28 protein-coding genes are annotated in these 23,327 nt (G+C 61.5%); 8 read left to right on the forward strand and 20 right to left on the reverse strand.

What is annotated here, in order from left to right; all coding sequences use genetic code 11:
• Position 1: 1 nt before the first annotated feature.
• The 10 genes from pabB to coaD all read right to left on the reverse strand — a co-directional run bounded on the left by pabB (position 2) and on the right by coaD (position 9,645).
• Positions 2 to 1,930: an aminodeoxychorismate synthase component I gene (gene pabB / locus FPL22_RS00755; protein WP_144228212.1), complete on the reverse strand. Its 1,929-nt coding sequence runs from the start codon at positions 1,928 to 1,930 to the stop codon at positions 2 to 4.
• On the reverse strand, positions 1,872 to 2,261 hold the full coding sequence (gene folB, locus FPL22_RS00760; protein ID WP_144228213.1) for a dihydroneopterin aldolase: 390 nt from the start codon (positions 2,259 to 2,261) through the stop codon (positions 1,872 to 1,874). The genes pabB and folB overlap by 59 nt, the downstream gene beginning before the upstream one ends.
• A gap of 46 nt (positions 2,262 to 2,307) precedes the next feature.
• Positions 2,308 to 3,144, reverse strand: a complete 837-nt coding sequence (gene folP / locus FPL22_RS00765; RefSeq protein WP_144228214.1) for a dihydropteroate synthase — start codon at positions 3,142 to 3,144, stop codon at positions 2,308 to 2,310.
• Positions 3,144 to 3,938 carry an ABC transporter permease gene (locus FPL22_RS00770; protein WP_144228215.1) on the reverse strand — a complete coding sequence of 265 codons (795 nt, stop codon included), beginning with the start codon at positions 3,936 to 3,938 and terminating at the stop codon, positions 3,144 to 3,146. The genes folP and FPL22_RS00770 overlap by 1 nt, the downstream gene beginning before the upstream one ends.
• A complete protein-coding gene (locus FPL22_RS00775; RefSeq protein ID WP_144228216.1) occupies positions 3,935 to 4,702 on the reverse strand; it encodes an ABC transporter ATP-binding protein in 768 nt (255 codons plus the stop codon). The genes FPL22_RS00770 and FPL22_RS00775 overlap by 4 nt, the downstream gene beginning before the upstream one ends.
• Before the next feature lie 69 nt (positions 4,703 to 4,771).
• The gene (locus FPL22_RS00780; protein ID WP_144228217.1) at positions 4,772 to 5,647 is read right to left on the reverse strand and encodes a tetratricopeptide repeat protein; all 876 of its coding nucleotides are present in this window, start codon (positions 5,645 to 5,647) and stop codon (positions 4,772 to 4,774) included.
• Positions 5,644 to 6,852, reverse strand: a complete 1,209-nt coding sequence (locus tag FPL22_RS00785) for an ABC transporter permease (RefSeq protein WP_144228218.1) — start codon at positions 6,850 to 6,852, stop codon at positions 5,644 to 5,646. Before FPL22_RS00785 ends, FPL22_RS00780 begins: the two co-directional genes overlap by 4 nt.
• A gap of 5 nt (positions 6,853 to 6,857) precedes the next feature.
• Positions 6,858 to 7,628: an ABC transporter ATP-binding protein gene (locus FPL22_RS00790; RefSeq protein ID WP_144228219.1), complete on the reverse strand. Its 771-nt coding sequence runs from the start codon at positions 7,626 to 7,628 to the stop codon at positions 6,858 to 6,860.
• 17 nt (positions 7,629 to 7,645) lie between these two features.
• Complete coding sequence (locus FPL22_RS00795; RefSeq protein ID WP_144228220.1) at positions 7,646 to 8,989, reverse strand: efflux RND transporter periplasmic adaptor subunit; 1,344 nt, start codon at positions 8,987 to 8,989, stop codon at positions 7,646 to 7,648.
• Between the two features lie 164 nt (positions 8,990 to 9,153).
• Complete coding sequence (gene coaD, locus FPL22_RS00800; RefSeq protein WP_144228221.1) at positions 9,154 to 9,645, reverse strand: pantetheine-phosphate adenylyltransferase; 492 nt, start codon at positions 9,643 to 9,645, stop codon at positions 9,154 to 9,156.
• Between the two features lie 121 nt (positions 9,646 to 9,766).
• On the opposite strand from coaD, the gene pgsA reads away from it, so the two are divergent.
• Positions 9,767 to 10,357 carry a CDP-diacylglycerol--glycerol-3-phosphate 3-phosphatidyltransferase gene (gene pgsA, locus FPL22_RS00805; RefSeq protein ID WP_144228222.1) on the forward strand — a complete coding sequence of 197 codons (591 nt, stop codon included), beginning with the start codon at positions 9,767 to 9,769 and terminating at the stop codon, positions 10,355 to 10,357.
• Positions 10,354 to 10,881 (forward strand): phosphatidylglycerophosphatase A family protein, encoded by a 528-nt coding sequence (locus tag FPL22_RS00810; RefSeq protein WP_144228223.1) that lies wholly within the window; start codon positions 10,354 to 10,356, stop codon positions 10,879 to 10,881. Before pgsA ends, FPL22_RS00810 begins: the two co-directional genes overlap by 4 nt.
• 12 nt (positions 10,882 to 10,893) lie before the next feature.
• On the opposite strand, the gene nusG is transcribed toward FPL22_RS00810, so the two are convergent.
• The 6 genes from nusG to FPL22_RS00840 all read right to left on the reverse strand — a co-directional run bounded on the left by nusG (position 10,894) and on the right by FPL22_RS00840 (position 15,533).
• On the reverse strand, positions 10,894 to 11,400 hold the full coding sequence (nusG, locus tag FPL22_RS00815; protein WP_144228224.1) for a transcription termination/antitermination protein NusG: 507 nt from the start codon (positions 11,398 to 11,400) through the stop codon (positions 10,894 to 10,896).
• The gene (gene aroQ, locus FPL22_RS00820; protein ID WP_144228225.1) at positions 11,397 to 11,825 is read right to left on the reverse strand and encodes a type II 3-dehydroquinate dehydratase; all 429 of its coding nucleotides are present in this window, start codon (positions 11,823 to 11,825) and stop codon (positions 11,397 to 11,399) included. The genes nusG and aroQ overlap by 4 nt, the downstream gene beginning before the upstream one ends.
• A gap of 228 nt (positions 11,826 to 12,053) precedes the next feature.
• Entirely contained in the window at positions 12,054 to 13,100 is a 1,047-nt protein-coding gene (locus tag FPL22_RS00825) for a type III polyketide synthase (protein ID WP_144228226.1), read from the reverse strand.
• A gap of 11 nt (positions 13,101 to 13,111) precedes the next feature.
• Complete coding sequence (locus tag FPL22_RS00830; protein ID WP_144228227.1) at positions 13,112 to 14,134, reverse strand: NAD(P)/FAD-dependent oxidoreductase; 1,023 nt, start codon at positions 14,132 to 14,134, stop codon at positions 13,112 to 13,114.
• Complete coding sequence (locus tag FPL22_RS00835) at positions 14,131 to 14,775, reverse strand: class I SAM-dependent methyltransferase (protein WP_144228228.1); 645 nt, start codon at positions 14,773 to 14,775, stop codon at positions 14,131 to 14,133. The genes FPL22_RS00830 and FPL22_RS00835 overlap by 4 nt, the downstream gene beginning before the upstream one ends.
• Positions 14,775 to 15,533 (reverse strand): Nif3-like dinuclear metal center hexameric protein, encoded by a 759-nt coding sequence (locus FPL22_RS00840; RefSeq protein ID WP_144228229.1) that lies wholly within the window; start codon positions 15,531 to 15,533, stop codon positions 14,775 to 14,777. The genes FPL22_RS00835 and FPL22_RS00840 overlap by 1 nt, the downstream gene beginning before the upstream one ends.
• A 64-nt stretch (positions 15,534 to 15,597) precedes the next feature.
• On the opposite strand from FPL22_RS00840, the gene FPL22_RS00845 reads away from it, so the two are divergent.
• The 4 genes from FPL22_RS00845 to FPL22_RS00860 all read left to right on the forward strand — a co-directional run bounded on the left by FPL22_RS00845 (position 15,598) and on the right by FPL22_RS00860 (position 17,125).
• A complete protein-coding gene (locus FPL22_RS00845) occupies positions 15,598 to 16,071 on the forward strand; it encodes a deoxycytidylate deaminase (protein ID WP_144228230.1) in 474 nt (157 codons plus the stop codon).
• 27 nt (positions 16,072 to 16,098) lie between these two features.
• Positions 16,099 to 16,659 carry a YqgE/AlgH family protein gene (locus tag FPL22_RS00850; protein WP_144228231.1) on the forward strand — a complete coding sequence of 187 codons (561 nt, stop codon included), beginning with the start codon at positions 16,099 to 16,101 and terminating at the stop codon, positions 16,657 to 16,659.
• 61 nt (positions 16,660 to 16,720) lie between these two features.
• Positions 16,721 to 16,846 (forward strand): type B 50S ribosomal protein L36, encoded by a 126-nt coding sequence (gene ykgO, locus FPL22_RS00855; protein ID WP_144228232.1) that lies wholly within the window; start codon positions 16,721 to 16,723, stop codon positions 16,844 to 16,846.
• Positions 16,847 to 16,867: 21 nt separating this feature from the next.
• Positions 16,868 to 17,125 (forward strand): type B 50S ribosomal protein L31, encoded by a 258-nt coding sequence (locus FPL22_RS00860; RefSeq protein ID WP_144228233.1) that lies wholly within the window; start codon positions 16,868 to 16,870, stop codon positions 17,123 to 17,125.
• 82 nt (positions 17,126 to 17,207) lie between these two features.
• Here FPL22_RS00860 and FPL22_RS00865 read toward each other — a convergent pair whose 3' ends face one another.
• Positions 17,208 to 17,942 (reverse strand): tRNA-uridine aminocarboxypropyltransferase, encoded by a 735-nt coding sequence (locus tag FPL22_RS00865; protein WP_144228234.1) that lies wholly within the window; start codon positions 17,940 to 17,942, stop codon positions 17,208 to 17,210.
• Positions 17,943 to 18,118: 176 nt separating this feature from the next.
• Between FPL22_RS00865 and FPL22_RS00870 the strand changes: the two genes are divergently transcribed.
• A complete protein-coding gene (locus FPL22_RS00870) occupies positions 18,119 to 19,630 on the forward strand; it encodes a malate:quinone oxidoreductase (RefSeq protein ID WP_144228235.1) in 1,512 nt (503 codons plus the stop codon).
• Positions 19,631 to 19,690: 60 nt separating this feature from the next.
• Positions 19,691 to 20,026: a hypothetical protein gene (locus FPL22_RS00875; protein WP_144228236.1), complete on the forward strand. Its 336-nt coding sequence runs from the start codon at positions 19,691 to 19,693 to the stop codon at positions 20,024 to 20,026.
• Here FPL22_RS00875 and FPL22_RS00880 read toward each other — a convergent pair.
• The 3 genes from FPL22_RS00880 to FPL22_RS00890 are packed head-to-tail and all read right to left on the reverse strand — an operon-like array spanning position 20,010 to position 23,309.
• Positions 20,010 to 20,507, reverse strand: coding sequence for a response regulator (locus FPL22_RS00880; RefSeq protein ID WP_144228237.1), 498 nt, complete (start codon positions 20,505 to 20,507; stop codon positions 20,010 to 20,012). The two genes, FPL22_RS00875 and FPL22_RS00880, sit on opposite strands and share 17 nt — an antisense overlap.
• Positions 20,500 to 22,752, reverse strand: a complete 2,253-nt coding sequence (locus tag FPL22_RS00885; RefSeq protein ID WP_162525146.1) for an ATP-binding protein — start codon at positions 22,750 to 22,752, stop codon at positions 20,500 to 20,502. Before FPL22_RS00885 ends, FPL22_RS00880 begins: the two co-directional genes overlap by 8 nt.
• Entirely contained in the window at positions 22,749 to 23,309 is a 561-nt protein-coding gene (locus FPL22_RS00890; RefSeq protein ID WP_144228239.1) for a biliverdin-producing heme oxygenase, read from the reverse strand. The genes FPL22_RS00885 and FPL22_RS00890 overlap by 4 nt, the downstream gene beginning before the upstream one ends.
• Between the last annotated feature and the right edge of the window lie 18 nt (positions 23,310 to 23,327).

A 23,327-nucleotide genomic window follows, 5' to 3' on the forward strand; every position in this document is an offset into this window, starting at 1 on the left:
GTTAAGCGGGGCTGGTCAGAGCCTCGTGCATGGCGCGGCCTTTATCGAGGGTTTCTTGATATTCTGCGGCGGGCTCGGAGTCCCACACGATGCCTCCGCCGACGTGGTAGTAAGCGTGGTTGTTGACGCACGTGATGGTGCGGATGGCAATGTTGAGGTCGGCGTTGCCATCGAAACCGATGTAGCCGATGGCGCCGGTGTAGATGTGGCGTCGGTGTGGCTCGAGTTCGTCGATGATCTGCATCGAGCGAATTTTGGGGGCGCCGGTGATGGAGCCGCCGGGGAAAGACGCGCGAACGCAGTCGATGATGTCGAGTCCGGCGCGGAGTTGTCCGGAAACCGTGGATACGAGATGATGAACGGTGGGATGGGATTCGAGCCGCCAGAGCTGGTCCACGCGGACCGAGCCGAATTCGCAGACGCGACCGAGGTCGTTGCGCTCGAGATCGACGATCATGAGGAGTTCAGCGCGGTCTTTTTCGCTGGAAAGGAGTTCAGCGGCGAGGGCGGCGTCGGTGGTCGGGTCGGCGGAACGCGGGCGGGTGCCTTTGATGGGGCGGGTTTCGACGTGGCGCTCGCGCAGGGTTAGGAAACGTTCGGGGGAACTGCTGATGAGTTGGACAGGACCGTAGGAGAGATAGGCGGCGAAAGGAGCCGGGCTGCGATCGCGAAGGCGCAGGTAGAGATCGTAGGGCGCGCAGGGCAGCGGAGTGGAGAAGCGTTGGGTGAGGTTAACCTGATAAACGTCACCCGAGGCGATGTAGTTTTTGATGCGACCGATGGCCTGCTTGTAAGAGTAGAAATCAAAATTAGCGGTCGGCTTGGACTCGGTCGGAATGCCGGGTTTGTAACTTATTAAGTTACAAACTGGATTGGCGACGGAATGTGATGAAAGGGTTTCGCGGAGGCGGGCGAGGAGCGCGGCGGCGGGAGTGGTGGCGACGGGGTTGGCGACGATCCAGGTGCGGCCGGTGGCGTGTTCGTGGGCGATCAACGCGTCGTAGAAGGCGAACTCGCAGTCGGGGATTTCGGGGAGATCATCGGGGCGGACGCGGGGGAGTTTTTCGAGCTGCGTGCACAGTTCGTAACCGAAAAAACCAACCGCACCGCCGGTGAAAGGGAGCGCAGGGGGCGCTGAGTCGTCGGGAAGTTTGTCACTTATTAAGTTACAAACTGGATTGGGGCGGTGGTAGCGCGCCAGGAGGGTTTTGAGGGTGCCGAGGGTGTCGGGCTGATGCTTGGTGCGGAAGACGTGGAACGGTTCGAAGCCGATGAAAGAGTAGGCGCCGAGACCGTTGGTGGAGCGGCCGCTGTCGAGGAAGAAGGCGTGGTCGCGGCCGGCGATGCGGTGGAAGAATTCGTGGGGCGGGCAGGGTAGGGTGACTTCTTCGAGCAGGACAGGCGGGGTCAGTGCGAGTTCGGGGCGTGCGACGACGCCGGTGGTGTCAGCACGGGCGGCATGCGTGCGGACGGATTCACTGTGAATGATCAGGTCGGGTGCGAGATCGGCGAGCGGCACGAGCACGAAAGCGCGTTCGTGGAGGCGCGGATGGGGAAGGATCAGGCGGTCGTCGGACAGCGTGGTGTTGGCGAAGAGAAGCACATCGAGGTCAATCGTGCGCGGGCCCCAGCGTTCGGCACGGATGCGTCCGAGTTGTTGTTCAATGATCAGACACGCAGCGAGCAACGCGTGCGGCGTGAGTGTCGTTTCTAGTTCGACGACCAGGTTAAGGAAATCCGGCTGCGCATCCTGATCGGGAAGGCAGAGGGCGGCCGTTTCGTAAACCGGCGAGACACGGGCGATGCGGACCTCGGGCGTGGCGGCGAGGCGGGCAAGGGCCCCGGCGAGCAGGGCGCGGCGGTCTCCGAGATTACCGCCCAGTCCGAGGTAGGCGGTCTGCACGCGATTTGCTGGTTTCGACGGCGACATGGTCGAGGATGCCGGCGATGGGAACGGAGGGTTTTTTGATGGTGATATCGACCTTGTCCAGGATGGGGCAAGCGGCGAGGACGCGGTCGATCACGTGACTGGCGAGCGCTTCGATGAGTTTGAAGCGGTCTTTCTCCACGGTCTCGCGGCAGATGGCGTAGACCTTGGTATAGTCGACGGTCTGGTGCAGATCGTCGGATGTGGCGGCGGCGGCGATGTCGAGAGTAAGCACGAGATCGACGATCCAGCGCTGGCCGAGTTTGTTCTCCTCGGGGAGGTCGCCGTGGTATCCGTAGAATACCATGTTGGAGAGGGTGATGCGGCCGGTCATTTTGCTTGGAAGTAGCGAGCAATGAGTAGCGGGTAGCGAGTAGAAATCAACGGGCATCCCTGACGGCGGCGGCCATGAGGGCGACGCGGTGATTGGCGCGCACGTCGTGGACGCGGTGGAATTGAACGCCTTGGGAAACTGCAAGCGAGGTGAGGGCGAGGGTGCCTTCGAGACGTTCGTCGGGAGGAAGATCGAGAACGTGGCTGATCACGGATTTGCGGGAAACGCCGAGAAGGAGCGGATGCCCGAGCGAGTTCAGCTCCGCGATACGTGAAAGGATGGCGAGGTTTTGCGGCTGGGTTTTGGCGAAGCCGATGCCGGGATCGAGAATGATGCGGGTGGGGTCGATGCCGGCGTCTGTCGAGAGGGCGAGCGTTCGGGTGAGGAATTCTTTGATGCCGATGATGACGTCGCCGGCCGATTCGCGGAAGGCGGCGTCGTTGTGCATGAGGATCGCGGAGGCGCCGTGACGGGCGATGACGGCGGCCATGGCGGGGTCGCGTTGGAGGCCATGCACGTCGTTGACGAGGTGGGCACCGGCCGCGAGCGCGGCATCGGCTACAGCGGCGTGGTAAGTGTCGATCGAAAGAGGTGCGGCGACGTGGCGAACGAGTTCGCGAATCACGGGAATGACGCGGCGGATTTCTTCGTCCGGGCTGATCTCGGTGTAACCGGGGCGCGTGGATTGACCGCCGATGTCGATCATCGTCGCGCCCTCCGCGACGAGCAGCCGCGCGTGCGAAACGGCGGCGGGGAGGCTGTTGTGTTTACCGCCGTCGAAGAAGGAGTCGTCGGTGACGTTGAGAATACCGACGATGTGAGGCGTGCCATCGAGGATAAGGCGGCGGTCACGACAGTGAAATTCACGGGAGTTGGTCGTCATCAGGAGTCCTTGGTTTGATAAGAGTCGTGCCAGCGGTGAAGGGCGGCCCAGCTGAGCCAAATGACAGCACCGGCGAACACGAAACCGAGCAGGCAGCTGATGATGGCGGTGGCGAAGAGCGCAGGGATTTGGAGCTGGGAACTGTAGATGATTGCGAGGAAACCGAGTCCGCCCTGACCGCCGCCGGAAGTGCCAGCGAACATGTCGCCGGAAATCGCTCCGATCGGCGCAAGCGCGGCGGCGATGCGCAAGCCCGTGAAAAAGTAAGGCAGCGCGGCGGGGATGCGCAGGAGAAACATTTGCTGGAGACCGGAGGCGCGACCCATGCGGAAAAGATCGATCAGGTTGCGGTCGGTGGAGACGAGACCTTGGGTGGCGTTAACGACCAGCGGGAAAAAGCTGATGAGGAACGTGATGATCACGACGCTCTTTAATCCCGCGCCGACCCACAAAATCAGGATGGGCGCGAAGACGATGATGGGCGTGAGCTGAAGCGCCATGAGCCACGGATAAAGCCCGGCGCGAACGAGCGGAGATAGTGACAGCACAAGCGCGAGACCGGCACTGACAAGGACAGCCGATGCAAACCCGAGAGAGGCCCCGATGGCGGTATTTAACGTGGCGGACCAGAGCTGCGGCCATTTTTCGGAGAAGGCGCGGGCGACGGCACCGGGCGAAGGCAGCAGGAAGAGCTGATCGTCGGAAAGTATCCACAAACGCACGACATACCAGATGGCGATCAACAAGAGGCCGGTCAGAACGGGCAGCGTGAAAGTGAGGATGCGGCGCTTCATGCGGAGACTTGGCGGAGCAAACGGGACACGTCGGCGACGCGTTGGTGAAACGCAGGGTGCTCGCGGGTGGCGGCATTGCGCGGGAATGGCAGATCGACAGGTAGATCGTGGGCGATACGACCGGTGGACAACACGAGGATGCGAGTGGAGAGAAACACGGCTTCGGTCACGGAGTGCGTGACAAACAGCGCGGTCCACCGCTGGCGTTCGTGGAGGGAGAGCAGTTCCTCGTTGAGATGTTCTCGAGTGAGCTCGTCGAGGGCGCCGAACGGTTCGTCGAGGAGCAGCAGTGAAGGCTCGAGGGTGAGGGCGCGGGCGAGGGACACGCGCATTTTTTCGCCGCCGGAAAGCTGGCGCGGGTAGCGATCGGCGAGGTGGCCGATGCGGGCGAGCGAGAGGAGCTGCGTGGCGAGTTCGCGGCGACGGTCGGCTGGGACACCACGGATTTTGAGGAGCAATTCGGCGTTGTGTTGAACGGTGAGCCAAGGAAGCAGCGTGGCGTCTTGAAAAATGAAAGCGCGTTCGGTGCCGGAGGTGGCGGCCGGTTGGTTTTCGATGAGCACGCGGCCCGCGGTCGGGGTGGTGAGACCGGCGATGAGGCGGAGCAAAGTGGATTTTCCGCAACCGCTGGGGCCGATGAGACTGATGAACTCTCCGCGGGCAATTTGGGTGGTGATACCGGAGAGAACGGGTGGGCGCGAGTTGTCACCGAAACGCTTGGTGACGGATTGGAGATCGACGAAGGTGTCGGCGGTGAGGCTCATGCGCGCAGAAGAATGATAATGAACGGCGCACGGGCGCGGGCAAGCGCGGGGGCGAAATGCGCGGCGATCTTACTTCAGGCGGGCGAGGGCTTCGGTGGCTTTGTCCAGGCTGGGTTCAAGGGCCAAGGCAGCCTGATATTCGCGGCGGGCGTCGGCGGGGCGGTTGTCTTTTTCGGCAATGAGGCCGAGGCGATAGCGGGCGCCGGCGTGGTCGGGCTCTTCGGGGCGTGCGGGTATTTCCAGGCAGCGGCGGAGAGCGGCTTCGCCTTTGGCAATGTCGCGGCCGGTTTCGGAAACGATGCGGCCAATGGTGTAGAGCGCGAGGTAGGTGTCGGGGTGGTCTCGGAGGAAGGTTTCGCAGGCGGCGAGGGCTTCGTCGTAACGTTTTTCACTGCAGAGGACGTTGGCCCGGAGGACGGTGCCGCGAATCGGGTCCCGCTTGGTGATCTCGGCAATGTGGGCGTAGGCTTTTTCAAAACTGCCGCCCGCAAAACCGGGTGCGCGAGTGTAAAACTGAACGAGACCTTCGCGATAGGCGATGGTGTCCGGCGAGAGTTTGACGGCTTGTTCGAGGGCGTTGCGTCCGCGGCGGGCGAATCCGATGGCCCCAAACGTGGTGCCGAGTTCGGTGGCGCGGAGGAGACTCGCCGTGCCGTAATCGGCGACGATCAGGGCGTTGTCCGGGGCGAGTTCGGCGGCCTTGGCGAGCGTGGTGGCGGCGGCCTCGCGGTGCTGCAGCTTCAGGTCGCAACGGCCGAGATACCACAGGGCGCTGACATTTTTCGGCTGCTTGGCGACGATGGCGGCAAACAGGTCGCGGGCTTCGGGAACGCGTTTGGCGTCGAAGAGGGCGATGGCCGAAGTGAGCGCCGGTGAATCGGCGGCGAACGCGGCGAAAGACGGGAAAATAAGCGCGAGTAAAAAAGCGAGACGGAGACGGCTCATTCGAAACGAAGGGCTTCGATAGGGTCGAGCTGGGCTGCCTTGTGCGCGGGATAAAAACCGAAGGCGATGCCGACGGCGCCGGAGAAAACAAACGCGACAATCACCGAGGAGGATGAAACGAGGACGGGCCAGTTGTTGAGATGGGATACAAGCTGGGATGAGCCGATGCCGAGCACGATGCCAAGGGTGCCGCCCATGAGACTGAGGACCATGGCTTCGATGAGGAATTGGAGGCGGATGTCGCGGTCGTGCGCACCGATGGCGAGACGGATGCCGATCTCGCGGGTGCGCTCGGTAACGGAGACGAGCATGATGTTCATGATGCCGATGCCGCCGACGATGAGAGACACGCCGGCGATGGCACCGAGCAACGCGGTCATGGTGCGCGAGGTGGCGGTGGCGGCTTCGGCGAGCTCGAGCTGGTTGCGCACGGTGAAATCGGGATCGCGGCCCTGGCGACGCTGCTGGAGGAGATCGGTAATTTCCTGCTGGATACGCGGCATCTGGTCCTGCACGGCGGCCTGGATAAGGATGGTGTTGAGGTTGGTGCGGCGGGAGACGCGGCGCATGGCGCTCGTGTAGGGGATGATCACGGCGTCGTCCTGGTCGGTGCCAAAATAATTGAAGCCCTTGGATTTCAGCGTGCCGATGACTTTGAACGGAATGTTGCGGATGCGGATGGTTTGTCCGATTGGATCGCTGCCGGGGAAAATCTGGTCGGCGATGGTCTGTCCGATGACGGCTATCTTGGCGGCGCTGCGCACCTCGGCCTCATTAAACATGACGCCGTCGGAGAGCGGCCAGTCGCGGATGCCGGGGAACTCGGGGGATTCGCCGTAGACGGTGGTGTTCCAGTTGAGGCCGTTGGCGAGAACCTGCTGCCGATCGCGGACCTCGGCGCTGACGGCGACGACGCCGGTGATTTCGTTTTGGATGGCGAGGGCGTCTTCGGGGGTGAGGGAGCTGGCGGAGCCCCAGCCGCCGCGCGCGCCACCTGAGGTGAAATTACCAGGGAAGATGGTGATGACGTTTTGCCCGAGGCTGGCGATGGAAGCCTCGACTTGGGATTTGGCGCCGTTGCCGATACTGACCATGGCGATGACGGCGCCGACGCCGATGATCATGCCGAGCGCGGTGAGGACCGAACGCATCTTGTTACGACGAAGCGCGCGGAGGGCGATAATGGTGGTGGCAATGATGCGCATCGGGATCAGTCCTCGGCGTGGGTGAGTTTGGCGGCGGTTTCGGCCTCGGCGACTTTGCGCAATTCCACGGCGGCTATCGAACGGTCGGCGACGGCGTCATCGCGGACAACGAGGCCGTCGCGCACGATGAGGTTGCGGCGGCAGTAGCGGGCGATGTCGAGCTCGTGGGTGACCATCACGATGGTGATGCCCTGGTCGTTCAGGCGCTGGAAAACGCCCATGACCTCGACGGACGTCTTGGTGTCGAGATTGCCGGTGGGCTCGTCGGCGAGGATGACCTGCGGGTTGTTGACGAGGGCGCGGGCGATGGCGACGCGCTGCTGTTGTCCGCCCGAGAGCTGGTTGGGTAAGTGGTCGTAACGCTGGGCGAGACCGACGATCTCCAGTGCGTGCATGGCGCGGTCGCGCATCTCCTTCGCGGAAACGCGGGCGGGGGCGTAAAGCATGGGGAGCTCGACGTTCTCGAGGGCGCTGGTGCGGGAGAGCAGATTGAAGCCTTGGAAAACGAAACCGAGCTTCTGGTTTCGGATATCGGCGCGCTCGTTGCGACCGAGATTGGAGACGTTGATGCCATCGAGCAGGTAGGTGCCGCGCGTCGGCCGGTCGAGGCAGCCGAGCGTGTTCATCAAGGTCGATTTACCGGAGCCCGAAGCGCCCATGATGGCGATGAATTCGCCCTTTTGGATGTCGAGAGAGATGCCGCGCACGGCGTGAACCTGCACCTCGCCGCTGGCGTAGGTTTTGTGGATGTCCGTCAGTTTGACGATGGGCTCCATGGCGCGGGTGATAACGATTAACGACGGGCGCCGCCGAAGGGATTGGCCGCGGCGTTGCCGGCGGGAGCGCTGGCTTGGTAGGCACTGGTGATGATCGCGTCGCCCTCGTCCACGCCGCTGATGATCTCGGTCGCGCTGCCATCGGTGATGCCGACCTTGATGGTAATGGGGATGACCTTGGGAGCGGCGGGAGTGCCGCCGAGCTTGTAAACGGTGCGCTCGGTGATGCCGCCGGATTCGTCCGCGCTGGCGCGCAGGAGACGGGCGGGCAGCTCGATGTTCCGCTCCTTGGCGAGCTGGATGAGACGGGCGCGAACCTCGGGGGCGATGCGGCGGGAATTGGACGGTGCGCCGGCTTCGGTCATGAGCTGCTGGATCTGTTCGCGGGTGGCGGGTTTGGGCGCGCTGGCGGACGTCGCGGTGGCGGGCAGGAGGTTTTCAGGGATGCGGACGCGGAGCGCGCTGTTGGCGACTCGGAGAACATCCTCCTTGCGGGCAACGATGATGGAGACGTTGGCAGTCATGCCCGGCTTGAGCTTCAAGTCGTCGTTGTTGACGTCGATGATGGTGACGTAGGTGACGACGTTCTGGACGATCACGGGGGAGTTGCGGATCTGGGAAACCTTGCCGCGAAATTGACGGTTGGGGTAGGCGTCGACGGAGAAGTTTACATGCTGGTCGATGGCAACGGAACCGATGTCGCCCTCGGCGACGTCGGCCTCGATCTGCATCTTGGTGAGGTCGGCGGCGATCCCGAAAAGCTTGGGGGCGTTGAGGCTGGCGGCGACGGTTTTTCCGACCTCGGCGAGACGGTCCATGATGATGCCGTCGATGGGCGCCAGAATACGGCAACGGGCAAGGTCGACCTCGGCGGTTTGCACGGAGGCTTTCTGAATCTGCATCTGCGCCTCGGCCTGGGTGAGCAAAGCCTCGGCCTGGTCGAGCTCCTGCTGCGAGACGAGTTGTTGGGAGCGCAGGGCGCGGGTGCGCTCGGTGTTGAGTTTGACGAGATTGTGATTCGCGCTGGTGTTGGCGAGCTGGGCTTTGGCCGAGTTGAGACGGACCTCGTAGGTGGCGGGATCGATGCGCGCGAGCAGGTCGCCTTGTTTCACTACGGAATTGAAATCAACGAGGACCTCTTGGATGAGGCCGGAAATCTGCGAACTGATTTCGACGGTTGTGACCGGTTGCAAGTCGCCGGTGGCGGTGACGGACTGGACGATGTCGTTGCGGCTGATGGTCGCGGTGACGAACTCGGCGGTCGGAGCGGCCTTGCGGGTGAAATAATAATAAGCACCGCCGGCGAGGGCGGCGACCACGAGAATGATCAGCCAGAGTTTGGAGGAACGAGGGTTCGCCATGATGGGAAAGTGGGTCGAGGGATCGGGCGGCGGGCGCGGAAAACGAGAGGGGAAAAGGGAAATTAATTCCTCCTCAAAGCAAATCACGCAACGCCGGAATCTGACAGACGCCAGCGGGCAGGTGAATGTTTCGTCACCGTCGCAGAAACCTGACGCGGGGACGGCTAGGCGGCCGGAGGGCGGGGGAAGGCCGTGGCAAGGGCGGCGGCGACGTTGGCGGGAACGAAGTGGGCGATGTCGCCGCCGTAGCGGGCGACCTGTTTCACGAGCGATGAACTGGTGTAGCTGAATTGCTCGTGCGGCATGACGAACAACGTTTCGATACGCGGTTGCAGGTGGCGGTTCATCAAGGCCATGTTGAACTCGAATTCGAAGTCCGAGAGGGCGCGCAAACCGCGGATGATGGCATCGGCTTTTTGGGCGACGGCAAATTCCACGAGGAGACCGTCAAAAATCACCGCGGTGACGTGAGGGTATTTGGCGAGGTTGGCTTTGACGAGATCGAGGCGTTGCTCGGCGGAAAATACGGGGCCCTTGCCGGGATTGCGGGCGATGGCGACGGTGATGCGATCGAAAAGTTTTGCCGCACGGTCGAGGACATCGAGGTGACCGTTGGTGAGAGGATCGAACGTGCCGGGATAAATGCAGTGACGCATAAGCAACGACATCATCCTGTCGTGCGGTCGCGGTGCGAGAACCAAATCGTTGCGTTTCCGGGGTTGCCTTTGACCGAGGCGGTCACTGTCGTTCGGCCCAAAGCCCGACCTTTCCAAGACCATGAACCTGCCCAACCTGATCACTCTTTCGCGCATCCCGCTGATGTTCGTCGTGGTGTGGTTGATGTATCAGCAGTGGACGGGCGCGGCGACGCTGGCGTTCTGGTTGTTCATCGCGGCGGCGATCGGCGACTGGCTGGACGGTTACTTGGCGCGCAAGATGGGTCTGATCTCCCTCTTCGGGAAATTCATGGACGCGCTGACGGACAAGATTTTTGTCGTTGGTATCATGATTGCTTTCGTAGAGCAGAATATCATCCCGGTTTATTTCGTGCTGATCGTGCTGTGCCGGGAATTTTTGATTTCTGGCATGCGCATGATGGCGGCGGCCAAAGGCGTGGTCGTGGCCGCGGAGCGCGGTGGGAAAACCAAGACGCTGACGCAGCTGATCGCGGTGGGTTTCCTGCTCTTCGTGCCGATGCTGCAAGGTGACATGGCGGGCTGGTTGAGATTCGATTTCTCGGATTATTCCAACGTGATTCATCACATCGGACTCTGGCTGTTCATCCTTGGCGTGTATTTCACGGTGAAGTCGGGCTGGGATTATCTGGTGAAGTATCGCGCGGTGCTGTTCGACGAAGACAAGAAATGAGCACGCTGAAACAGCCGGTGTGGCCGCGGTTCCTGCCGACGGCGTGGGTGGTTTCCTGTGCGACGCTCGGACCGATCGGACGGATTCGTCACGCGCCCGGCACGTGGGGCTCGGTCGCGGGTCTGTTGTATTTCACGACGCTGTTTGCCGGACGTATCGGTGACGTGGGCGTGATTCTTTTTAGTATCGTGGGATTCTATTTCTCGGTGGCGATATGCGGAGAGGCGGAGTTTCGCCTCGGTGAACGCGATCCGGGTAAAATCATTTTGGACGAATTTGTCGCCATGCCATTGTGCTTCATCGGTTGGTCGCGATTCGAGCACGTGGTGCCGAACTGGGCGGTCTTTCTGACGGGCTTCGCACTTTTCCGACTCTACGATATCACCAAGCCGTTTGGGATTAAAAAACTTCAATACCTGCCGGGCGGCTGGGGCGTGACGGTCGATGACACGGTGGCGGCGCTGGCGGTGTGCGTGACGATGCACGCGGCGCACTTTGGCTGGGTGATGTGGCTGGCGCGCTGAACCAACCGCTGCTCAGGGCAACGGCTCAATGTTCTCCAGTGATATGCGCACATGGAGGCCCTGCTGGAGCACGTCGACGGCCACGATGATGCCTTGCGGATCGGCGGGGTCGTCGACCACGCCCTCGAGTCCCCAGAGCGGTCCGGCGGTGACGCGCACGCGGGTGCCGCGTTTGATCAACGGACGCAGGCTGAGATCGAGTCCCGACGCGACGATTGTGCGCACGGCTTCCATCTGGCGCATAAAAAGTCCCTCGTCGCCCACGGGAATCACGCGGGCAAGCAAGTCCTGCTGATAAATGCGCGCCTTGTTCTCGAGGACGATTTTCGCGAACACGTAGCCGGCGAACAACGGCTTGGTGAAACGCTTCGTCTGGGTGCCGTAACGCTTCACGCTCTCGATGAGCGGCAGGTAGTGATCAACGCCCTCGGCGGTGAGCAGGGCGGAGAGTTTTTTTTCGCAACGCGGTTTTGTGTGACACACGAACCAGTGCGCTTCGCCGGGAGCGGGGGTGTTCACCGCTTCAGCAAGAAACGCACGGCGGCAAAGTAACCCTCGAGCCCGAGCCCGCTGATGACGGCGAGGGAGACGGGTGCGGTCAGTGACGTGTGGCGGAATTCCTCGCGCTTGTAGATGTTGGAAATGTGGACTTCGACGGTCGGCAGGTGGGCGCCGGCGAGCGCGTCGCGCAACGCCACGCTGGTGTGGGTGAGCGCGGCGCCGTTGATCACGATGCCATCGAACTTCGCGTCGGCGAGGGCGGCGATTTTGTCGATGAGCGCGCCTTCGTGATTGGACTGGAAGAAATCGAGCGACGTCGTGGCGGCGAACTCCGCGCGCAGCGAAGCCTCGAGGTCGGCAAGTGTCGTGTGCCCGTAGATTTCGGGTTCACGTTTGCCGAGGCGGTCGAGGTTCGGGCCGTTGAGGATGGCGATTTTCTTCATGGAGCGTGCAAAGACTTAGGGTGTGTCTGGGAAATAAATCAACCCATCGCTGACGCTCTGCGAGCGAAGAAGAAAGGGCACTGGGCCGGCGTTGCCCTCGGCGGCATGGCCCGCTGGGCCACCTCCGCCTCGGTCGCCTTGGCCGAGCACCCTTTCTCCTTCGCGCTGGGCCGTTTTATTTCCCAGGCACACCCTCCAAGAAAACTCGGGGTCGCGTCACGTTTTCTTTCAAGGAGAGCTCAGGCGGCAGCTGTGCGCGCTGAAACCGGCACCGAAACTGACCAGCCACCAATCGTGGCCGGCGTCAGGGAGCGCATCGCGTAGGGCGATCTCCAACGCGAACATCACGGAAGGACTGCTCATGTTGCCATGGTCGCGCAGGACCTCGCGGGTGGCGTCGAGCGGATAGGCGGGCAGGGCGGTTTCGAGGGCTTTGATCACCTCGCGTCCGCCGGCGTGGGCTAGGATGCGGCTGATGGGCGGCGCACTGGCAGGCTCGGCGGCGAGTAACTGCGACACGGCGGCGGCCGCGAGATTGGGCACGGTTTTGTGAAGCAGGTTGCGGAGTTTTCCGTCCTTCATTTCGAAGCGCAACGTGTCGCGAAGTTCGGGGCGGTGAAGGGTGTTGAACCCGTGGCAACGCACGCTCTTTCCCGATTCGGACGGCGAGGCGCGCCAGATGCTGGCGGCGGCGCCGTCGCTGAAGAGACACGCGCTGATGAGCACGCCGGGATCGTCATCGAGGAAGAACGCGGCGGAGCAAATCTCCACGGCTATGCAGGCGACAGTGGCGGAAGGTTGCGCGGCCAGCACCGCTTGCGTGGCGCGCAAGGCAGGCACGGCGGCACCGCAACCATGCCCGACGAGATCTTGAAGAAAGACGTTGGGACGCAGCCCGAGTTGCTCGGCCACGTAACTCGTCACGCCGGGACAGATATAACCCGTGCACGTGCAGATGACCAAGGCATCAAGTTCGTCGGCCCGCAGACCGGCCTGGGCGAGCGCGGTGGTCAGCGCGCGGCCGGCGAGTTCCGGTGCGGCACGGAGAAAGGCTTCGTTGAGCTGGTCGGGCGTGAAGTCGAAAACCGCTTGGACATCGGGCACGGCAAAGTGGCGTTGGGCGATGCCGCTCTCGCCTTTGAGGACAGCTTCAAGGAGGAGCAGTGAACGCGTGGAAAGCCGTTGGCGTGCGTGGGACCGCGCCATGATTTCCCAGCACTCCGGTTGGGTGAGGACGTTCGGCGGGACGGCGGTGGCGAGGGCGTGAAGATACATCGGCTGTAGGGTCAGTGCGTGATTTTATAAAGGGGTTTCATCGGCAGCAGTCGGAGACGACTGGCGGTGGCGAGCCAGCGCTGGCGGGCGGGTTTGAACAGGAACGGATGAAGGGCCGCGGCGGACGCGAGGCGCAGGCGGAAAAGGGTGCGCAAACGCTGTTGCACGGTGCGAAGCGTGGATTCCCACGAAGCCTCGCCGCGCGACCAGGCGAGCAAAGGATCGAGGGCCTGTTCGGCGCTTTGAAACGCCATCGCCATGCCATGGCCGGTGAACGGCGGAATCATCGCGTAGGTGTCGCCGAGGACGATGCGGTCGGTGCGCGTGGAGGGCTTGGAAAACCCGAGTCCGGCAATGGCGGAAAACGAAGCAGGATCGATTTTGGCGGTCGAAAGACGGTCGGCAAGTGCATCCAGACCGACGGCGCGCAAGTAGGAGACGAGTGCGGTTTCGCGGGTGAGTTCGCGGAGATCGGCGCGTTGTCGGAAAAGACCGGAGACATTGATGCGTCCGTCTTCTACGGCGCACAGACCGACATAGGCATGATCGCCCAGATGGAGTTCCAACTCTGCGTTGAGCGGGAGATGAAACGCATGGCATTTGAGGCCGATCCATTCAGGGCGCGCAGGACGGCGACCAGTGGCGAAAATGCGTCCGTCGGGCGCATCGCTTGGGTCGATGCGTATCTGCGTGCGGAGATCGCCGCCGACCGCGGTGAACGCATCGGCGAGACGTTGATCGAGCGCGTGCCGGCTGAGCGCGAGGGCGGGCGAGGCCAAGGTTTGCCGGCGCAACGGCTGGTCGCGCAAAAACCACGCGACCTCGCGATGAGGCGTTGCGTCGGCGAGAAATGGGGCGAGTCCGAGGCGCTCGATCGTCGTGGCGGAGAGTCCGGTGATGAATTCGCCGCAGACGCGGTGACGTGGATACGCGCCGGCTTCGAATAACGTGACGGGCACCGCGGCCCGGCGCAGCGCGAGGCCGAGGGAAAGACCGGCGAGGCCGCCGCCGATGATTTCGACCGGACGGTTCACGGGCGGCGTTCGGCGATCAGCCGATAGGCACCGAGCCACGTGTGGGAAATTTTCCAACGCCACGCGGCCGGATCGAGACCGAGGGCACGCGGAAGTTCGTCGCCGCGAAAACCGGCGGCGATGCTCACGTAGCCGTCGTGGCGGGTGACATGGTTGGCTCCACCCAGGGGCGCGAGGATTCTCCACATGTATTGGTTGAACCGCTTGCGCGTGGGCTCACTGAACAAGAGCAGGCGAGCGTGCGGACTGATGGCGTTGCCCAAGGCGTGAAGGGAGGCGTCGTCAAAGTGATGAAGGATGAGATTACCGATGATCACCGAGTAATCGTTCCAGCTGGTGAACGCCTGAATGTCGGCCTGATGCCAGAGCGACGTGGCGGGCCAAGACGGCGGCGCGGGAACGCGATCAATGCCATCGACACGTGGAGCGACGGTGCGGAGACGTGAGGAGAGTTCGCCGGTGCCGCTGCCGAGTTCGATCACGCGATCATCGGAGCGGATGTTGCTGGCGAGTGTGCGCTCAAACCAAGCGGCGTTTCCCATCGCGCGATTGATGACGCGCAAGTCGCGGCGACTGTGAATCGCATCGGGATCGCCGGGCGGAAGCGAATCGAGGAGCTCGGGTTCGAGGCGGCGTTGCACTAGAGCGGATTGTCGGTGGCGATGAATTCCCACGGCAGGTCGAACTTCGCGGCGAGCTCGGCTGCGAGGGCTTTCACACCATGGACCTCGGTCGCGTAGTGTCCGCACAGATAGAGATTCAGTTTTTGTTCCTGCGCGGTGTTGAACCACTCCTCGCGGAGTTCACCGGTGACGAGCGTGTCGACTCCGGCGGGCAGGAGCTCGTTAATCGCGCTATTCCCGCTGCCGCTGCAAAAAGCCACGGATGCGGGGGCATCGGAACCGTATTCGATGGCGATGACGCGGTCGTAGAGGCTTTCGAGTTGGGCACGCAATTCCGAGCGCGGACGTGAACCGGGCCGCGATGCGATGCGACCGATGGATTCGCCGTCTTTCACGAGGAACGGTCGGTCGGGCACGAGGCCGAGCTGGCGGGCGAGGAGGGCGTTGTTACCCAGCTCGGGGTGGCCGTCGAGCGGGAGATGATTGCTGTAGAGAGCGCAGTCGCCGCGAATGAGTGTGGTAACGCGGTCGTAAACCGGGCCGGTGATCGGGCGCGGCATGTCCCAATACATACCGTGATGAACGATGAGAAAATCCACGCCGGCGGCGACGGCCTGCTGGAAAGGGATGACGCCGGCATCGACGGCGGCGCCAATTTTGGTGATGCGGCCGCTATTGGAGAGTTGCAGGCCGTTGAAGGCGCCGGGGGCATCCTTGTAGGCGGAACGACGGGTGCGTTCATCGCAGTAAGTGACGAGATCTTGCAACGTGGCCATGCGGGTTGATGAAGACGCGGATTCGGAGTGGCAATTTTCAAAACGCGGGCTACCGATTGCGCACATGAGCGAAACCAGCTCCGCGGTCGACCTGATCGCCCAAGCCACCCAGCAATTTACCGAACGCCCCTCGTGGGATGATTATTTCATGGCGACCGCCGTGTTGATCTCCACGCGCTCGCCGTGCGAACGCCTCCATGTGGGCTGCGTCATCGTGAGCGGCGGCGACCGGCAAAACCGTATCATCGCCGCCGGATACAACGGCTTCCTGCCGGGCACGCCACACCTCTCGCGTCTGCGCGAAGGCCGCGAACAGGCGACGGTGCACGCGGAGCAAAACGCCATCGCCGACGCGGCCCGCCGCGGTAGTCCGGTCGAGGGCGGCGTGGCTTACGTGACCCATTACCCGTGCATCAACTGCGCGAAAATTCTCGCCGCCGCGGGCATCGCCGAGATCCGTTACCGCGAGGATTACACCAACGATCCGCTGGTGGGGCCTTTGCTCACGGATGCCAACGTGAGCATCGTGAAACTCTAACGCGCACGCGCTGTCTTTTATTCGTCGATGTCCACCCGCCATCCCGATTCCTCCTCCGTGCTGGGCGGTTCACTCCTGCTGGCGCATCCGTCGCTGCGCGAGGAGACCTTCAAGCACACGGTCATTCTTATCGCCTCGCATGATGATGACGGCGCCATGGGCGTCGTGCTCAACCGTCCGCTCGAGAAATGCCTGGGCGAGCTCAACGACGAGTTTGGCCAGAGTGCGCTCGCGCAGGTGCCGTTGTTTGAAGGCGGACCGGTGCAGCCGACGCAGGTGATCCTGTGCGTGTGGCGTCCGCATCCGGAGAGCGAAGGCTTTCAACTCATGTTTGGCATCGATCCGCAACGTGCGGAGGAACTCATGCACGAGGAAGGCGTTCACATGCGGGCATTCTTGGGTTACGCCGGATGGACGGGCGGCCAGCTCGAGGATGAAGTGAAGCGCGACACCTGGGTGGTGAGTCCGCTGGTGGCCGACCTGCTGGAAGATTCGCCCGACGAACAGCTTTGGCGTGATTTGCTGGGGCAGATCGACGACGAGTGGAAACTGCTCGCGAACGAGCCGGAAGACCCGAGTTTAAATTGAGTGACGACGGCGATATTTGCCGTTGACAGAGGCACACCTGAACTGTGTTTTCGTCTCTTTTATGAAAGTTGTTTCCTCTATCAAATCCGCGAAGAAGCGTCACCCTGCCTGCCAGGTCGTCCGCCGCAAAGGCCGCATCTACGTCATCAACAAGGTCGAGCCGCGCTACAAGGCCCGCCAAGGTTAATCTAAATCCCTCTTTAATAACGTGAAAGCCGAAGGCCATCCCGCGCTCAATAACGTTTGCTACCTCGATGTTTCGAGCGGCAAGCGTTTCCTCACCAAGTCCACGATGAAATCCGCCCGTAAGGAAGTCATCGATGGAGTCGAACATTTCGTCGTCCTCCGCGACGTGACCTCTGATTCGCATCCCGCCTACACCGGCGAGAAGCGCATCGTGGACACCGCCGGTCGTGTCGAGAAGTTCACCTCGAAGTTCAAGCGTGGTGCCGCCAAGGCCAAATAAGGCCTGAGCGACAGACGAACAACTTTCAGCCCGCCTTCACCGGCGGGCTTTTTTGTGCCCGTAAAACCGGACGCGGCTCCGTTTACGGTGTCGGCGGTGTGTCCGTGCCAAGGTTAAGCACGCGGGTTCGGCGGGCTTGGGTGCGGCTGCCTACGCGCTTACGGCTGGCGGGTGTGCTGTAGGGATTACGGCGGTAACCCTGGCGGGTCGGATCACTGGCGCACTTGAGTTGGTAGTCCTGCATGCGCGCGAAGAGGTCGAGCAACTGATCGGGCAGCGGATAGTCGTCGAGGCCGGAGCGTTGCAACGCGAGCAACAGTTCGTGCGAGGCTTCGAGCGTGGAAAGGCAGCCCTCGACGGGTTGTTGTTTGATCACGTAGCGACTCAGAGCAGTCGGCGTGAACATGAGGCGTGGCAGACGCTGGAGCGACGGGCTGAGACGCAGCATTTTTTTGGCTCCGGACCATGTGGCATCAAGGAGGAAAACCACCAGCCGACGTCCTCCGAGATCGGCGGGCGTGAGGTCGCCTTTGGAGAGGTTGCGCGCGCCGACACTCGGGTAGACGAGCATGACGAAATTCTGCGGATCGTTAATGATCTCCTGAACCGATTCATGGTCGTCGAAGGCGAGTCCCATCTGAAGTTCGCTGTTGGCGAGGCAGAGATGCGTGAGCCGGCCGGTGGCGGCTTTCTCGTGCTTGAATTCATGAGGGTGCATGAGAAAAACGAAACGAGTGCGCGTCTCCATCGGGGTGATCGAGGGACACCAGCAAATCGGCTTCGGCCAGAAGCAACGGTAGCACATTTCGCGACTCATGCTGCAACCTGAGTTAAACGGGTCGCCAAGCTCAAGTTCCGTCTTGCCGTCCGCCGATGCCAGATCGTTGCGGTAGTAACTGAACGAATACAGCCGTAAGCTGGCGTCATGACTGCACGGGAAACTTCAAAAGTGGCCTGACTCCGGCTGACAGACGTGAACTAATTCTAATTCGCATGAAACAACGCGGTAATAGGCACGAAGTGGATCTGGTATTCGTAGGCGCGGGGGTGATGACCACCACGCTGGCCACGTTGCTCAAGGAGCTGCAGCCTGACCTTACGATCGAAATCATCGAGGCGCTCGATACCGTCGCGGCCGAGAGTTCGAATCCGTGGAATAACGCGGGCACGGGCCACGCCGCTCTGTGCGAACTCAATTACACGCCTGAAAAAGCCGATGGCTCGGTGGACATCTCGAAGGCCATCCAGATCAACGAAGCCTTTGAGGTTTCGAAACAATTTTGGACCTCGTTGGTCGAGCGTCGCCGCCTGCCCGCGCCCCACGAGTTCATCGCCGCGGTGCCGCACTTGAGTTTTGTGCGCGGCAAGGACGTCGCGTTCCTGCGTGCGCGCCACGAGGCGCTCGCGGCCCACCCGCTGTTTGCCGGTATGGAATACACCGAGGACCGTGCGAAGATCGCCGCCTGGGCTCCGCTGGTCATGGCTGGTCGCGATCCCGCCGAGCCGGTGGCCGCTACACGCGCCGAAGAAGGGACCGATGTGAATTTCGGTGCGTTGACGCAGAACATGCTCGAATCGCTGAGCAAACAGCCGGGCGTCACCGTTCGCCTCGGTGAACGCGTGATCGATGTCGCGCGCAAATCCGACGGACGCTGGAAGCTGAAGATCGACGGCCGCGACGGAAAACGCCGCGTGCTGGCGCGCTTCGCATTTCTTGGCGCGGGTGGTGGTGCGCTGCCGTTGTTGCAGAAATCCGATATTCCCGAAGGCCGCGGTTTTGGCGGTTTCCCCGTGAGCGGTCAGTGGCTGCGTTGCGACAATGCCGAGGTGGTCGCGAGTCATCAGGCCAAGGTTTACGGCAAGGCCTCCGTGGGCGCGCCGCCGATGTCAGTGCCGCATCTCGACACGCGTGTCGTTGATGGAAAAAAGTCGCTGCTCTTCGGGCCTTACGCCGGATTTACCACGAAATTTTTGAAGAAAGGTTCGTTCCTCGATCTTCCGGGTTCGATCAAGCCGGGCAATCTCGGACCAATGCTGGCGGTGGCACGCGACAATGTGGACCTCACCAAATATTTGATCGGACAAGTCATCCAGTCACCGGAGCAACGTTTCGCTGCGCTGAAGGAGTATTTCCCCGAGGCCAATCCTGCGGACTGGCGTCTGGAGATTGCCGGCCAGCGCGTGCAGATCATCAAAAAGGACGAGAAAAAAGGCGGCGTGTTGCAGTTCGGCACAGAGGTCGTGACTGCGGCGGACGGTTCGATCGCGGCCTTGCTGGGCGCCTCGCCCGGCGCCTCGACGGCGGTCTCCATCATGCTTGGATTGATTCAGCGTTGTTTCCCCGAGCAGATGAAAACCGCCGCGTGGCAGGACAAGTTGCGCGAGTTGGTTCCATCCTATGGGAAATCACTCGCCAAGGATGTGGCTTTGCTGGCGCAGGTGCGCAATCATACCAATCGCGTGCTGGGACTCGCCGGTGCCGCGGCGGGAACGGACACGCGGTGAACTCCGGGTTGCGACCAAGCGAAGTTGGGGCATGGTAATGGAAGCTAAGCTACTTTTACCATGGTCGCCCTCAATCTTCGCTATGTTGCCGAGCTCGTCGGATCGGGCCGGTTGGGATTCGTCGCCACCAACGGCCTGCAGGACTATCTCGTGATCGAAGGTCAGCAGGAGGACGAGTATCGCCTGCGGATTAAAGAAGGGTGGCGCGTGGCGGAGATCCGGCCGATCTGCCGCAGCATCAATCCCAAGCTGATCCATTCACATCCCGACCTGCTGAAGGCGCGGGCGTTTTCCTACACATTGGTGATTCTCGAGCACCCGGCGCTGAAGGCCCGCGAAGGAAAACACGACGGAGACGCGGTGATATCCGACGACCCAATCAGGCCGGGGAAATGATCGGGCTGGGAGTTGCGATGGCGGATTTGGGGCGCACGGATGATTTGTGTGACCCGGGCGGCGGTTCATTAAGCACGGCCCAAAACATGCCGAGTTCACGCACGGCTTCGATGAACTCACTGAAGTTAATCGGCTTCACCACGTAAGCGTTCACGTTGAGTTTATAGGCACGGGTGAGATCACTTTCCATCTTGGACGAAGTGAGCATGACCACCGGAATCGATTTCAGATTCTCGTCCGACTTGATGTATTCGAGAACTTGGATGCCGTCGATTTTGGGTAGCTTCAAATCAAGCAGCACAACGGCGGGGTTACCACTGGGCCGATTGGCGTAGTCACCTTCGCGCTTGAGGTAGTGCAGTGCTTGTTCGCCGTCGCGGACGGTGACGACTTCATTGGCCAAATTAGTTTTGGTCAAAGCGCGCAAGGCGAGTTCCAGGTCGTCCGGATTATCTTCAACGAGAAGGATGGGCTTAAGCATGGTGGGAAGAGGTTTTACTGCTGATGACAGGCAATGACAGGTGGAAAACTGCGTATTCGTCCTGTCGGCTTTCGGCCCAGACACGGCCACCATGGCGTTCGATGATGCGTCGCACACTGGCCAGACCTATGCCGAGGCCGGTGAATTGATCGGAGGTATGCAGGCGTTGGAAGACTCCGAAAAGTTTGTCCGCATACTTCATATCAAAGCCGGCGCCGTTATCTTTAATGGTAACGATGCATTCATGATTGGTTTCTACTGCAGACACCTCGATGACGGCGTGGTTGCGCTTTGACGTGTATTTAACTGCGTTCTCGAAAAGGTTTTGCAGGGCCAGCAAGAGGAGGTTCGCGTCGCCGTTCACGCGCGGAAGTGGCGCGATATGCCAGTCGATCGAGCGGGCTTCGGCGTTTATCATGGCGTGGCTGCGTGCGGTTTCCACAAGGTCATTCAAATCCACCGGCTCAGTGTTGAGTGGGGTGAGATTCATGCGTGAAAAAGAGAGAAGCGTGTCCACCAGATTTCCGGCGTAGGCGGTGGATTTTAAGATTTTCTGAAGGAGGAAACGTCCCTCGTCATCAAGGAGTTCGCTTTTGTCCATCTGGAGCAGTTCCGCATAGCCGCGCACGTGACGGAAAGGTGCGCGCAAGTCGTGGGAAACGGTGTAGGCAAAAGCTTCCAGCTCCTTGTTCATGCGCTGCACCTCGGTGAGCAGATGTGATTTGGCGGCGGCTTGCTTGAGCACGATGTCAACGACGGCACTGCGGAAAATCATGGCGGCCTCCAGTTCGGCCTGAAGCCAAGGTGAAGACCGTCCGCGCACGGTTTCCTTCCAAGTGTCGAAACTCTTGCGCGGGTGCATGCGCAGCGTGTCTGTTCCCGAGGACGGTAATTTGTGGGGTTCGCCGCTCCATAGAACGGTGGTCACCAGTTCGGCCCGGAACCAAAGAATGTAACATTGCTCGACGGGGGAAATCGAAATGGCGAGCAAGCCGCCGGCAACGGATGCATCGTCGCCAATTTCTGGATACACGAACGGCAGCTCGTTGGTCTGGAAGAGACCGCCGGTGATGCGCGGGCCGACCCAGTCGCGGAGCTTGAGGATGGCGTCGTCGGGCGGGGTGATTCCATAGCGTATGATCTCGCCTTCACGCACGAGTGCGCTGCCGTGCGCGCCGGTGAGCTCCAGCATGTGACTGGAATCGAGTGCGGTGGTGAAATCCACGGCGTCGGTCATGTGGGCCAGCAAATCGGTGAGCACCTTGCGCAGCTGCACCTGCCGGGCGAGCTGGTCGGATTGTTCACGCGCGGCCAGTTGCATCGAAAGAATCTGCGCCAGTAGATCGCAGACAGAGCGCGTGGCGAAGGAGAGGTTGCGGGGTTCGCGGCCGTGGCAGGAAAGCAGTCCCCACAGTTTGCCATCACGCATGATGGACGCACTCATGGAGGAGCCGGTGCCCATGTTGCGCATGTATTCGAGGTGGATGGGCGAGATGCCGCGCAGCGTGGAGAGAGTTAAATCCAACGGAGGCAGTTCGCTCGAAACAGCCAGCAACCGCACCGGCTGGTAGTCGTTGCTCGCGATCAGGCGGAGGCGGTTGATGTGATAGAGATCGCGCGCCTGCTTCGGAATGTCGAAGGCGGGGAACCGGTGGTTGAGATAGGCCGGCAGCACATCGTTGCGGCTTTCGGCAATGACGGTGCCATTCCAGTCGGCGTCGAATTGATAAATCAGGACGCGATCAAAGGCGGTCAGGCGGCGGGTTTCCTCGGCGGCAAGGACGCAGAGTTCAGTGGCCGAGGACGTTTTACCCATACGCGCCAGCAGGGGCGGAAGTTCATGCCCCTCAAGCCCGGCATGCAATGCGTCGTCCACGGCATATTCACCTTCGACGATGATAAATCCACCGCGCGTGTGTGCGATCAGAGTCACCGGTGAGGCATCGGACGAAGGAGACCAACCGCTCGCCAGGCTGAGTGGATTTACGGTGAAACTTGGGTCGTCCAGCGCGCGGCGCAGTGCGCGGGCGTTGGACACACCGAGGGCTTGCTCCCATGTCCGGCCCAACACCGCGGCACCTGTGCCGGCGAGAGTGCGGGAGTTCTCGCTGGTGTGCGAAATGAGTGCGTCGATACCGCGAGCGGCCAGCAGAAAGCCGTGTGGCTGAATGGTGCCGGGAATGTGGATCGGCTCGCGTTCGCAATCGGACAGATCGGCCTGCGGAATGTTTTCGGAAGAGTTCACGCGTGGGCAAGGTTGGAGGCAAACCACTCGTGCAGACGGGCGAAGGTGGCTTGGGCGGAAGCGACGATCTGATCGTCGGTTTCAGGAGATGAGTGGGAGAGAAGAACCTGACGGAGCTCCTGCCATTTGTGCGGAGTATCGGCGCCGTAGCTTCGATAATAACTATAGCCGGCCCCTTCGCTGAAACCGAACTGCTTCTCCAAGTGACGTGAGATCATTTGTCCGCCGAGGGTGGAGCCTTCGATGACGTAGAGGGCTCCGAGCACTTCGGGCAACGTGTCGGCGGGCGGCAATTGTGTGCAGCGGGGAAGTGCGGCTATCCCGGCGTCATCGAAGCCGGCATGGTGAAGATCGGAGATGAGCAGCGGGGTTTTTTCACGTCCGTTCAAAAGCTCGCCATAGGCGGACTCATGGATGGTTTTTTCCCACTGCTCGATGAAACCAAAGAAGCCGCGAATGAGTGCTTGATGGTGCTGTATTGATGAGGCCAAGCCGACGACCTCTTCGAGTCGGACGTGGTGAGGGCGGCTTTCGTGACGCAGGCGGTCTAACAGCATAATATCAGGGTGGAGTGG

This window comes from Rariglobus hedericola, from assembly GCF_007559335.1.
GTDB lineage: Bacteria > Verrucomicrobiota > Verrucomicrobiia > Opitutales > Opitutaceae > Rariglobus > Rariglobus hedericola.

Bases quoted from the DNA above. Each gene is read 5' to 3' on its own strand.
- pgsA (WP_144228222.1), top strand. From the start codon at position 9,767: ATGAACCTGCCCAACCTGATCACTCTTTCGCGCATCCCGCTGATGTTC.
- FPL22_RS00880 (WP_144228237.1), bottom strand. From the start codon at position 20,507: ATGCTTAAGCCCATCCTTCTCGTTGAAGATAATCCGGACGACCTGGAA.
- ykgO (WP_144228232.1), top strand. From the start codon at position 16,721: ATGAAAGTTGTTTCCTCTATCAAATCCGCGAAGAAGCGTCACCCTGCC.
- FPL22_RS00890 (WP_144228239.1), bottom strand. From the start codon at position 23,309: ATGCTGTTAGACCGCCTGCGTCACGAAAGCCGCCCTCACCACGTCCGA.
- aroQ (WP_144228225.1), bottom strand. From the start codon at position 11,825: ATGAAGAAAATCGCCATCCTCAACGGCCCGAACCTCGACCGCCTCGGC.
- FPL22_RS00810 (WP_144228223.1), top strand. From the start codon at position 10,354: ATGAGCACGCTGAAACAGCCGGTGTGGCCGCGGTTCCTGCCGACGGCG.
- FPL22_RS00870 (WP_144228235.1), top strand. From the start codon at position 18,119: ATGAAACAACGCGGTAATAGGCACGAAGTGGATCTGGTATTCGTAGGC.
- FPL22_RS00840 (WP_144228229.1), bottom strand. From the start codon at position 15,533: ATGGCCACGTTGCAAGATCTCGTCACTTACTGCGATGAACGCACCCGT.
- coaD (WP_144228221.1), bottom strand. From the start codon at position 9,645: ATGCGTCACTGCATTTATCCCGGCACGTTCGATCCTCTCACCAACGGT.
- FPL22_RS00845 (WP_144228230.1), top strand. From the start codon at position 15,598: ATGAGCGAAACCAGCTCCGCGGTCGACCTGATCGCCCAAGCCACCCAG.
- FPL22_RS00775 (WP_144228216.1), bottom strand. From the start codon at position 4,702: ATGAGCCTCACCGCCGACACCTTCGTCGATCTCCAATCCGTCACCAAG.
- FPL22_RS00790 (WP_144228219.1), bottom strand. From the start codon at position 7,628: ATGGAGCCCATCGTCAAACTGACGGACATCCACAAAACCTACGCCAGC.
- folB (WP_144228213.1), bottom strand. From the start codon at position 2,261: ATGACCGGCCGCATCACCCTCTCCAACATGGTATTCTACGGATACCAC.
- folP (WP_144228214.1), bottom strand. From the start codon at position 3,144: ATGACGACCAACTCCCGTGAATTTCACTGTCGTGACCGCCGCCTTATC.
- FPL22_RS00770 (WP_144228215.1), bottom strand. From the start codon at position 3,938: ATGAAGCGCCGCATCCTCACTTTCACGCTGCCCGTTCTGACCGGCCTC.
- FPL22_RS00875 (WP_144228236.1), top strand. From the start codon at position 19,691: ATGGTCGCCCTCAATCTTCGCTATGTTGCCGAGCTCGTCGGATCGGGC.
- FPL22_RS00825 (WP_144228226.1), bottom strand. From the start codon at position 13,100: ATGTATCTTCACGCCCTCGCCACCGCCGTCCCGCCGAACGTCCTCACC.
- FPL22_RS00865 (WP_144228234.1), bottom strand. From the start codon at position 17,942: ATGAGTCGCGAAATGTGCTACCGTTGCTTCTGGCCGAAGCCGATTTGC.
- FPL22_RS00780 (WP_144228217.1), bottom strand. From the start codon at position 5,647: ATGAGCCGTCTCCGTCTCGCTTTTTTACTCGCGCTTATTTTCCCGTCT.
- pabB (WP_144228212.1), bottom strand. From the start codon at position 1,930: ATGTCGCCGTCGAAACCAGCAAATCGCGTGCAGACCGCCTACCTCGGA.
- FPL22_RS00785 (WP_144228218.1), bottom strand. From the start codon at position 6,852: ATGCGCATCATTGCCACCACCATTATCGCCCTCCGCGCGCTTCGTCGT.
- FPL22_RS00795 (WP_144228220.1), bottom strand. From the start codon at position 8,989: ATGGCGAACCCTCGTTCCTCCAAACTCTGGCTGATCATTCTCGTGGTC.
- FPL22_RS00850 (WP_144228231.1), top strand. From the start codon at position 16,099: ATGTCCACCCGCCATCCCGATTCCTCCTCCGTGCTGGGCGGTTCACTC.